Genomic DNA, 10,940 nt, shown 5'->3' with positions numbered 1-10,940 from the left:
ACCAGAAAGCATGGCAAAACGCTTGACTTCCAAGACAGTCGCTCTGCCCTGCCGGGCATCTCCCCCACAAGGGTGGAGATTGGCAGGAGGCTTGGTCCACCGCAAAACATCAAACGCTCCGGTTGCCTTGCCAAATCGCCTTCTGTTCAGATTCGTGTGATGGGCAGTTCTTTGGGGAAACCATCGCCCCGTCCAATCTCCCCACCTGTGGGGGAGATGCCCGGCAGGGCAGAAGGGGCGCCACACGGCCAACCTCGCCAGTGAGACAAAGACCGATTGATCCCCCGCCGTTCTTCCCTACCCTCCGCCTGTCCCAAGCACAGGAGAAACACCCATGAAGGTCCTGCGCATCGTCGCCAATATCGAAGCCCCTGACATCACGCCGGCCCGGCGGTTCTATCAGGAGATCCTCGGGCTCGACGTCATCATGGATCACGGCTGGATCACGACCTTCGGCGCCGCGAGGCCGATGACCATCCAGCTCAGCATCGCCAGCGAGGGCGGTTCAGGAACGCCGGTACCCGATCTCTCGATCGAGGTCGACGATCTCGATGCCGCCTTCGAGGCGATGTCGGTTGCCGGCTTTGCGATCGAGTACGGGCCGGCCGACGAGCCCTGGGGCGTCAGGCGCTTTTATGTGCGTGATCCCCTGGGCAAATTGGTGAACATTCTCGTCCATAAAAATTGAGCCGGCGGCCATCGGCCACCGGCTAGTTCATCTCACAGGATGTCCGAGACTTATTTCCGATCGTTGCGGCGGTAGACGTTGGCCGTTCCGCCGGCGCGGACGGGCACCGGGATGGTGGCGGGCTCAGTGACGAGTTTCTCCTTGACCTTGCCCTCTCGACGTTTGCGTTCGAGATAATAGGCATAGGCGAATTGCGTCGAGATGCCGGCGACCACGAAGAGCGGCCCAACCAGCGGATCCTTGTTGGTGATAAAAAGCACCACTTGGCCGATCATGGCGAGGATCGTGCCGGCGACGAAGATATTCAGCGAATGGCGGCCGAGAATGGTCAGCGGATGGTCGGCAGGACGGCGTAGAATACGCGAGAACGCCGGAATGCTGATGACGAGGTAGGTCAGCGCCAGCACATGAAGCAGCCGTGGCAATGACAAGAAGGTCTTGTCGAAACCGGTGATGACAGTCGGCAGGCCAAGGGCTGCCAGCGAGTTGCCGAGGGCCCAGAGATGGCCGGTCACCCAAATAAAGGACAGGGCGACGTAAGCGGCCGCAACCGCAAGCAGCAACGGATGCCGGGGGATCGTGCCGCCGCGCTTGATATGCAGCATCGAAACGATACCGATCGAAAACAGGAACTGCCAGGAAAGCGGATTGAGAAACCAGTAGCTCTCGATCAGCATATTGTGCGGCGCCACCTCGTAGATGCCCGCAAGCAGCCAGACCGTACCGGAGACGCCGAGTGCCAGCAACGGGCTGCGCGCATTCAGGAACAGGATGATCGGCACCATCAGCATCAACGCGCCGTACATCGGCAGGATATTGTTGTAGCCGATCTGGTGGCCGAGCAGCAGCAGCGCCGGAATACCTTCCTTCAGGTTCATCAGCAGCGCCAGAATATTGATTTCGACCAGCAAGCCCGGCCGGTGAAACAGCCACGCGCCGCAGATGAACAGCGCCAGCGTCATGAAGGTGGTGATCATATGAGCGAGATAAAGAGTAAAGGCGCGCTTGACCGCCTTGAGCGCCATCTTGAGGCGGTTGCCCGGCCGGAACCCGGAACCATAGGCAAGGCCGACGGCAATGCCGGAGATCAGCACGAAGGCCTCGGCAGCATCGGAGAAACCGAAATTCTTTGTCGTCACATATTCGAAGATCTGTCCGGGAACATGATTGATGAAGATCATGATCAGGGCGAGGCCACGCAAGACGTCTAGCCGCGTGTCGCGCTGTGATGCAGCGGCGGAGAAGGATGTGCGCTCGGTGCCGATGGCTTCGGTCCGCGTGCTTGCCATAGGGGATGTCTCCTGTTGTCCGATTTGCAAACGCGACGACGGCCAAAAGGGTTCCCTTTTGGCCGCCGCGAATCGCCGTGTTTTTCAGCGTGGAGAACGCTGTTATCCGAGCGGATATCCCTCTGCGGGATCGGTGACTTCGCAGCCGTTGATTGACAGAGTGTAGCCGCTGTCATTGGACGCTTTTGAGACCGAAATGCGGTATTTGCCGCCGCCCTGTTCCACCTCTGCCGCAAAACCGTCCCATTCCGACGGGAGCGACGGCCGCACGTAGAGCTTCCCGCCCTTCAGCCGGATGCCGAGGATGCCCTCTACGGCGGCGCGGTAGAGCCAGCCGGCGGAGCCGGTATACCAGGTCCAGCCGCCGCGCGACGTATAGGGCTCATGCCCGTAGACGTCGGCCGCCACGACATAGGGTTCGACGCGGTATTCTTCCGCCGAAGCCTTGTCGAGCGCATGGGTGATCGGGTTGAGGATCTGGAAGCAGCGCAACGCGTCATCGCCCCGCTTCAGCTCCGCCAGCGCCATCACCACCCAGGTCGCGGCATGGGTATATTGCCCGCCATTTTCGCGCACACCCGGGGGATAGGCCTTGATATAGCCGGGATCCCTAGCGGAATTGATAAAGGGCGGCGTGAACAGACGGATGATGCGGGCATCCTCATCGACCAGTTGGTCGAGCACGGCATCCATCGCCGTGACGGCGCGGGCTGGATCACCCTCGCCCGACAGCACGCTCCATGATTGCGCAATCGAATCGATCCGGCATTCGGGGCTTTCCTTGGAGCCGAGCAGCGCACCGTCGTCGAACGTGCCGCGGCGATAATAGCCGCCATCCCAACCCGCAGTTTCGAGCGCCTTCTTCAGCTCGGTCAGATGCGCCGACCAGCGCTCCACACGTGCCGTGTCGCCGCGCTCTTCGGCATAGGGAGTGAAGGAGCGCAATGCGCCGGCCAGGAACCAGCCGAGCCAGACGCTGGTGCCGCGCCCGCCGATACCGACGCGGTTCATGCCATCGTTCCAATCGCCGCCAAGGAACAGCGGCAGGCCGTTAGTGCCCTTGCGGGCGATAGCGAGATCGAGAGCCAGCGCCGCGTGCTCGTAGACGCTCGCCTTGTCCTCGGAAATCTCCGGCTTGTAGAAGGAGTCATGCTGGCCTTCGAGCAGAGCCGGCCCTTCCAGGAAGGCAATCTCCTCGTCGAGCACGCTTCTGTCGCCAGTGACGCTGCGGTAATGATGGATCGCGTAAGCGAGCCACACGACGTCGTCCGAGATCAAGGTGCGCACGCCCGCGCCCGTTCCCGGCAGCCACCAATGCTGCACGTCGCCTTCGCGGAATTGGCGTGAAGCGGCATTCAGGATCTGCCCGCGGGCAAGCTTGGGTTCGTGCAGCACGAAGGCCAGCGTGTCCTGCAGCTGATCGCGGAAGCCGAAGGCGCCGCTTGCCTGGTAGAAGGCGGTGCGGGCCATGATGCGGCAGCCGAGGCTCTGATAGGGCAGCCAGGTGTTGACGAGATTGTTCATCCCGCGATCCGGCGTCGAAATCTGCAGCCTGCCGGTAAAATCCCGCCAGAAGGCCCGATTCGCCTCGACGGTATCGTCGAACGAAACCTTGCGGATATCGGCGATCACACCACGCGCTTCTTCCTCCGTCGGCGTATCGCCGAGGAAGAAGAAGAAGTCGCGCTCCTCGCCGGCGCTAAGCTCGACGTCGATCGCAAGGGCTGCGGCCGGATCACCGTCGAGGTCGGCCGTGCCGGAAAGCGAGGCGGCGGAGGTGACGGTCTGCGGCGCCTGGATCGTCCCCGCCTTGCCGACGAATTCGCGCCGGCTTGCCGAGAAGCTCGAAAGCGCCTCGCTCGCCGCGAAGAAGGCGGTGCGGTTGGAATAATCGATGCTGTAGGGATTGGTGGCAAACAGCGCCCCGGCCTCCTCGTCATATCTAGACAGGATGAAGGGCGCGGTGCGGGCCGCATTGCTGCCGAGGATCCACTCGACATAACCATAGAGACGCAGCCTGCGGCTGGTCGAACCGGTGTTGCGCAGGCGCAGGCGCTGCAGTTTCACTGGCCTTTCGCGGTCGATCGTCTGCGTCAGCTCCAGCGCAATCTCGTGCTGAACGCTGGAGAAAACGGAATAGCCGAGCCCGTGGCGGGCTTCGAAACGGATGTCCGGCCGGCGCGAAAGCGCCGCGAACGGCGTCATGACGGCACCGCTGTCGAGATCGGCGAGATAGAACGCCTCACCCGAACGGTTGATCACCGCATCGTTCGACCATGAGGTCAGCTGATAGTCGCGCGAATTGGCGCTCCAGGTAAAGCCGGCGCCCTCGGCCGACACGTGGAAGCCGAACCTGTCATTGGATATGACATTGATCCAGGGCTGCGGCGTCGCGTGGCCGCCGGGCAGGCGAACGACATATTCACGTCCGTCGCGGGCAAAGCCGCCGATGCCGTTCCAGAAGTCGAGGTCGCCCTCTTCCTCGATGACGACAGCGGGCACCGCCGGTGGCGGCACCGGCGCGATGCGCTTGACCGGGACCTTGTTGCGCTCGGCCCGTTCCATCTCCTGCAGCTCCTCCTTGGAGGGTGCAAATAGCGCCACGGCGCGGTTGATCTGGTCGACGACCTTGCCGTTCTTCGTATGCAGCGTGACGCGGGAAGCCGCGATCAGCGCATGATAGGTGCTTTCCTCCATCAGGTCCTTGCGAACCGCAAAGATATGCTGGCGCAAGCCGTCGGCCTGGCCCATGCGGCGCACGTTTTCGCACATGGCGTCGAGAGCGTGCTGCATGTCCTGCGCATAGGAAGAGGCGCGTTCGTTCATGATGACGAGATCGGCCGTGACGCCGCGCGAGCGCAGATATTCCTGCGCCAGCAGCGCCTCACGGGCGATCTCGAGATCCATGTCGTCGTTGATGCGCAGCGTGAAGATCGGGAAGTCACCGGAGATCGCCAACGGCCACAGCGCCGATTGCGATTGAAGGCCGGCCTCGACGGTCGCTTCGTCCTTGCGCAGCTGCATGTCGGGATAGACGAGGTAACGGCCGAGATGCTGGAAGGCGGCCGCCTGCTGCGACGTGACGCCCACATGGCGCATCTGCACCTGCGTGCGCGTCCAGGCCTGGACCAACTCGTGGGTAAAGGCGTCGGGATGACGGTAGCGATTGACCGCCTTGTCGACTTCGTCGCGGCTCGGCGCTGCAATCGTCCAGAAGATCACGCTGACTTTCTTGCCGGCCGGCACGCGGACGGTGCGGCGCAGCGACATCACGGGATCGAGCATGAAGCCGTCGCTGCCGGAAAGCGTCGCCCCCGGATCGAAGGCGGCCGCATCGGCCAAGCTGCGGCCGCGGCCGATGAACTTGCGCCGGTCGGTCTCGAATTCCGTGTGACGGGTGTCGCCGGCATTGTCGACGATCAGATGGGCGATGCTGATGTTCGGCTCGTTCGGATCGCGCTTGTTGCGTTCGGCGCGGATGACATCGCCGCGCTTGCCGATCTCGGTCTTGACGAACATCCGTGCGAATGCCGGATGCGCATTGTCGGTATCGTCGGAGGTAATCACCGGTTCGAGGTAGGAGGTGACTTCGATGAAACGGTCTTCCCCACCCATGTTGAGCAGGGTGACGCGGCGGGCCTCGGCATCATGCTCGGTGGCGATGATGCACTCCACCTCGCTCGTGAGGTCGCCGACCGTCTTGGTGAACTGCGCCTTCTCGTCGGCGAATTCGACCTTGATCTTCTCGCCTTCGACACCCTTCGGCTCGGATGTCGTCGACCACCATTCATTGGTGGCGGTATCGCGCAGGAAGATGAAGCTGCCCCAGCGGTCTTCGGTCGGATCGGCTTTCCAGCGGGATACGGAAAGGCCGTTCCAGCGGGAATAACCGGCGCCGGTCGCCGTCAGCATCAGTGAATAATGACCGTTCGACAGAAACACGAGTTCGCGGTCACGCGAAGCCGGCTCGCTGATCTTCCTGATCTCCGGCCGCAGCAGATCGTCCTGGATGCTGGCCGGCGTGTCGGATTCATGCTTGCCGCTCATGACCGGAATGTCGCGCGGCGCCTTTTCCTGCAGCAGCAGCTCGGCCGCCTCGATGACCGGATCGGCGTGGAAGAGTTCACGCAGATGGCCGTTGAAGGCGACGTTGGCGACGGCTGCGATCGACATGCCGTGATGGTGGGCGTAATAGTTGTAGACCACGGCGCATTTCTTGCCTTCCGGCACGCGCGTCGGCGTGAAGTCGACGGCATCGTGGAAGCCGAACTTGCCGAGCGCACCGACCTTGCGCAACCGCTGCAGATTTTCGAGCGCGCCCGGCGGGTCGTACTGGCTGGCGAGCAGCGATGCATAAGGCGCGATGACGGCATTGTGGCCGAGGCCGCGCTTCAGGCCGAGCGTCGGCACGCCGAAATTCGTGTACTGGTAATTGAGGTTATGGTCGCGGGCATTGAATGCCGCCTCCGAAATGCCCCACGGAATGCCGAGCTTGCGGGCGTAATTCATCTGTTCGACGACGACCAGATTGTTAGTCTGGTTGAGAATGCCCCCGCCGCGCTCCTGCATGACGAGCGGCGGCATCAGATATTCGAACATCGAGCCGGACCAGGAGACCAGCGCGCCGCGCGATCCCACAGGCACGACCTGGCGGCCGAGACGGTACCAGTGCTCGGTCGGCAGATCGCCCTTGGCGATGCCGAACAGGCTGGTCAGGCGGCATTCCGAGGCGAGAAGGTCGTAGCAGGCCTGGTCGAGTTCACCGCTTTCGACGCGGTAGCCGATCGACAGCAGGCGCCGTTCCGGCCGGAACAGGAAGCCGAAATCCATCGAGAAAGCGAGATCGCGGGCCTTGTCGCGCAGCGCCACCAGCCGCGGCCTGAGCGCATCGACCTTGGAGAGGTCGAAGGTGCTGTCTGAAATATGCGCCTCGCAGACCTTCACCAGCGATGCCGCCCATTGAGTGACCTCTTCGCTCTGCTTCGACTTGACCTCATGGTCGAGATTGGCGGCGAGTTTTTCGATGTCGCGGGCGAGAACGGCGAGGTTGATGATGCGGATCGAGGCGAATTCATGCTCGCGCTTGACGGCGGCAAGCGCGTTCTGGAAGCCGACGATGCGTTCCTCCAGCCGCCGGCGCAGCGGCCGCACGGTCTTACGGTCATCGGGCAGGTCCGCCAGCACTTCACCGAGAATGCCGGCCGTGTCGCCGACACCGTCGAGATTGCCCTGCATGTGGGCGGACGGCGCCTCGGCCCAGTTGCGGCAGGCCGACGAAATGGCGATCAGGTGGCCGGCGAGATTGCCGCTGTCGACGGCCGAGACATAACGAGGGCCCAACGTCTGCAGCGTATCGGTGTGATACCAGTTGAATAGATGACCGCGGAATTTCTCCATTCGGTCGATCGTCGAAATCGTCTGTTCCAGTCGCTCGAGCGTCTCCTCGAAGGAGAACCAGCCGAATTGCCGGCCGGACACGACGGAAAGCAGATAGACGCCGATATTGGTCGGCGAGGTACGCGCCGCGACAATCACATGCGGCGTTTCCTGGATATTGTCGGGCGGCAGATAGTTCTGCTCGGCGGTGGTGAAGGTCTCGAAATAACGCCAGGTGCGCCGGGCGATCTTGCGCAGTTCGCTCGACACGGAATCGGCGACCTCGAGCCGGTCCTCGGTTTCTGCCGACTGGCTGACATACCAGGCAACGACAGGCGACAGGATCCACAAAAGCGCGAAGGGAATGCCGACGACGAAGGCGCTGCCGCCTGGCAGGGCGGCAAATCCGAGCGCCAGCAGCGCCAGCACCGGTGCATGCCACATCTGCTTGTAGTAGGAGACCAGCGTGCCCTGGCTGCCCGCCTGGACACTGGCGGCGGTCCGCCACTGCAGCATCAGCTTGCGGCTGACGAACAGGCGGTAGAGCGAACGGCCGATCGCATCGGCCATCATGGCGGCCGAATCGGCGATGAAGACGATCCGCAGTGCGACCTGCGCGTTCGCGGCCGTGATATCGGACCAGACCGTATAGAGATGGGCGCGGGCGATGATATCGCTGGTGCGCGGAATGATGCCGTTGATCAGCGACAGCGTTGGCGCGACGAAGAGGCAGAAAATCAGCAGGATCTGCCAGATGAGGGCGCCGAGCGGACCCATGAAATACCAGCCGAGGACGGAGGCGAAGAACCAGGCGATCGGCGTCAGCGAGCGGCGCAGATTGTCGAACATCTTCCAGCGGCCAAGCGCCGTGACGCCGTATTTCGGATTGAACATATAGGGCAGCAGCTGCCAGTCGCCCCGCGCCCAGCGATGCTGGCGCGAGGTCTCGACTTCGTAGCGGATCGGGAAATCCTCGACCAGTTCGAGATCGGTGACGAGCGCGCAGCGCGCCATCGAACCTTCAAGAAGGTCGTGGCTGAGCACCGAGTTTTCGTCGATCCGGCCCTTCAGCGACGCTTCGAAGGCATCGACATGATAAAGGCCCTTGCCGGTGAAGGTGCCTTCGCCGGCGAGATCCTGATAGACGTCGGAAACGGTGAAGACGTAAGGGTCGAGGCCGCGGTTGATCGAAAAGACGCGCTGAAAGACCGAGGCGTCCTTGCCCGTCGTCAGCGACGGGGTGACGCGCGGCTGCAGCACGCCGTAGCCGCTTTCGACACGGCCGGTTTTCGGATTGATGACCGGGCGGTTGATCGGATGGTAGAGCTTGCCGACAAGCTTGGTAACGGCATCGCGCATCAGCCGCGTATCGGCATCGAGCGTCATGACATATTGCACATTGGCCGGTACGGTGTTGGCGCCCGGCAGATAGGTGGTGTCGCGGTCGCCGCGCAGCAGCATGTTCAGCTCGTGCAGCTTGCCGCGCTTGCGCTCCCAGCCCATCCACACACCTTCGGAGGGATTATAGAGGCGGCGGCGATGCAGCAGATAGAAACGCGTCTTGCCGTCATAGGCATAGCGGGCGGAAAGATTGGCAATCTCACGCCGGGCATAGTCCAGAACCTCCAGATCGGCAGGCGTTTCCTCGGCCTCGCTGTCTGGCCAATCGCTGAGCAGCGCGAAATAGAGCTCGCCGCGCGGATTGGCGAGATAATGAACCTCGAGATTGCGCACGTGATCGTCGACGCTGTCGCGGTTCGAGATCAGGCAGGGCACGACGAGCAGCGTGCGCGCATCCTCCGGAATACCTTCCTTGAACTCGTATCCGACGAGGCGCGCCGGCGTCACGAAGAAGGAAAGCACGGTATTGAAGAGACCCGTTGCCCCCTCCGACGCCGGCAGTGAGAACATGATCAGAAGCAGGGCGATTTCGATCGCCCCCATGCCGGCATTGGCCATGAACCGGCCGACGATCGCCATGGCGATAACCGTCAAAAGCATGACGGGCACGGCAATTGCCAGCCAGTTGAACTGGCGCACCGCGCGCACGAAATGCTGGGTGACCGTCGGGCGATAACTCGCCCGCGCTTCGAGCTTTGGCCGCTGCGCGCCGGACAGGAAACCGCCGACATTCGGTTCATGCGGCTGCGGCTCGTCGGAGGCTTTGGCGGCATCCGTCATGTCGAGCGCCAGTTGGGCGATTTGCATTTCCGTCAGCGGCGAGCGTTTGGCCAGCTTTTCGATCTGTTTGCGGTATTTGTTGCGCGAGCCGGAATCGAGGATGCCGTAATCCGAATGCTCCCAGAGCAGCTTGTCGACATGGCTGACCTGCTCGACCCAGACCGACCATTCGGCATCATCGATCTCGCGAAGGCTGCGGATGATGTTGCCCATCGTCACGTTGCCGGAAGAGAGACGGCTGTGTTCTGCCGTCGTCGCCTCTTCTGTATTGCGGCCAAGCTCTTCCAGCCGCTCGTCGAGCCAGGTAATCGCCAGACTCGATGTCTGCGAGCCGTCACGCATGCGATAGAGGAACTGCGTCGAGAAGGTATTGTCTTCGGCAAGCGGTTCCAGCGTCTTCAAATAGCTGGCCGCTGCCGCAGGATCGGTCAGGCGCACCAGTTCATCGGCCGCCTCGTTGGCGCGGCGGCGCAGGCGGCGGCTGGCTTCGACACGGCTGGAAATGCGGCGAAGGTTTTCCACCAGCACGTAACGCACAAGCGAAGGCAACGCCCAGAGTTCACCGATCCTCAGCGTCTCGCTGGCCTGAAAGCCGTCGACCAGCGCCGTCAGGCTTTCCTGCGAGATCGTGCTGTGGGTATGGGCGACGTAGAGCCAGGCAAGCACGAGCGTGCGCGGCACCTCGACACCGCCGACCGTCATGGTCGGCAATTCGCGATAGAAGCGGCGGGGGAAGTCGCGTCGCACCTCCTGGATTGCCTCTTCAACGATATAATGATTGTCCAGCAGCCATTCCGCCGCCGGCGTGATTGTCTCGCCGGCTTCGACGTCGGTCGCCGTGGTCCGGTAGACGCGCAGAATTTCCTTCTCGTTTTCCTTGTGGCGCGCGAAGAAATCGAAGGGGGCAAAAGCCGGCAGCCGGTCGACGCTGCCGCGGGCGACCGCATCGCCAATCCCCTTGATGTCTTCAATGGCAAGATAAGTCGAGCGGATCGAATCGTTGTGATCGATCTGCTTGGTCTCGGGTTCGCGCGGAAGGCTCGGAGAAAGATTAGAAATAGACATGGGTTCGGTTCTGGATCCAAACAAAGTTATGGCTGTTTTGCTCAGCCTTTTGCACTGCTTATCATGACTGCTACATGAACGGAGCCCGTTTCTTCGAAGATCGATGAAGCCGGGATAAATGACGCTTGGGCCAGGCGATGCGAACGGGTTTAAGCCCTGATCCAGGGCGCGGCCCGACGGGTGATCAAGGCGCTCGATACCCTCTCCGCGAAAGCCATGTCGAAAATTGGACACTATCGAGATTATTCAAGTCAAGAGGCATGAGCAGCGCGCCCGTGAGCTTGGAAAGTGCGTGAACGGCACTATGCCGGCCCCTGGTTCCGGCAAATGCAAGAGTTCTT

At 62.2% G+C, this 10,940-nt stretch carries 3 protein-coding genes; 1 reads left to right on the top strand and 2 read right to left on the bottom strand.

The genetic code is table 11. The annotated features are described in order from the left end of the window. The first annotated feature begins 334 nt into the window (after positions 1-334). A complete protein-coding gene (locus ATY29_RS16155) occupies positions 335-688 on the top strand; it encodes a VOC family protein (protein WP_003567596.1) in 354 nt (117 codons plus the stop codon). A gap of 50 nt (positions 689-738) precedes the next feature. On the opposite strand, the gene ATY29_RS16150 is transcribed toward ATY29_RS16155, so the two are convergent. Together ATY29_RS16150 and ATY29_RS16145 are read right to left on the bottom strand one after the other, a co-directional pair. Next, complete coding sequence (locus ATY29_RS16150; RefSeq protein WP_097536884.1) at positions 739-1,977, bottom strand: OpgC family protein; 1,239 nt, start codon at positions 1,975-1,977, stop codon at positions 739-741. Positions 1,978-2,079: 102 nt separating this feature from the next. Further along, entirely contained in the window at positions 2,080-10,599 is an 8,520-nt protein-coding gene (locus tag ATY29_RS16145; protein WP_097536883.1) for a glycoside hydrolase family 94 protein, read from the bottom strand. Positions 10,600-10,940 lie beyond the last annotated feature (341 nt).

It is taken from the genome of Rhizobium hidalgonense (assembly GCF_002914525.1).
Classification (GTDB): domain Bacteria; phylum Pseudomonadota; class Alphaproteobacteria; order Rhizobiales; family Rhizobiaceae; genus Rhizobium; species Rhizobium hidalgonense.
This window is presented reverse-complemented; position numbering and strand designations above follow the sequence as displayed.

What these genes read in the sequence shown, in the direction of transcription:
- ATY29_RS16155 (WP_003567596.1), top strand. Translation starts at nt 335, where the DNA reads ATGAAGGTCCTGCGCATCGTCGCCAATATCGAAGCCCCTGACATCACG.
- ATY29_RS16150 (WP_097536884.1), bottom strand. Translation starts at nt 1,977, where the DNA reads ATGGCAAGCACGCGGACCGAAGCCATCGGCACCGAGCGCACATCCTTC.
- ATY29_RS16145 (WP_097536883.1), bottom strand. Translation starts at nt 10,599, where the DNA reads ATGTCTATTTCTAATCTTTCTCCGAGCCTTCCGCGCGAACCCGAGACC.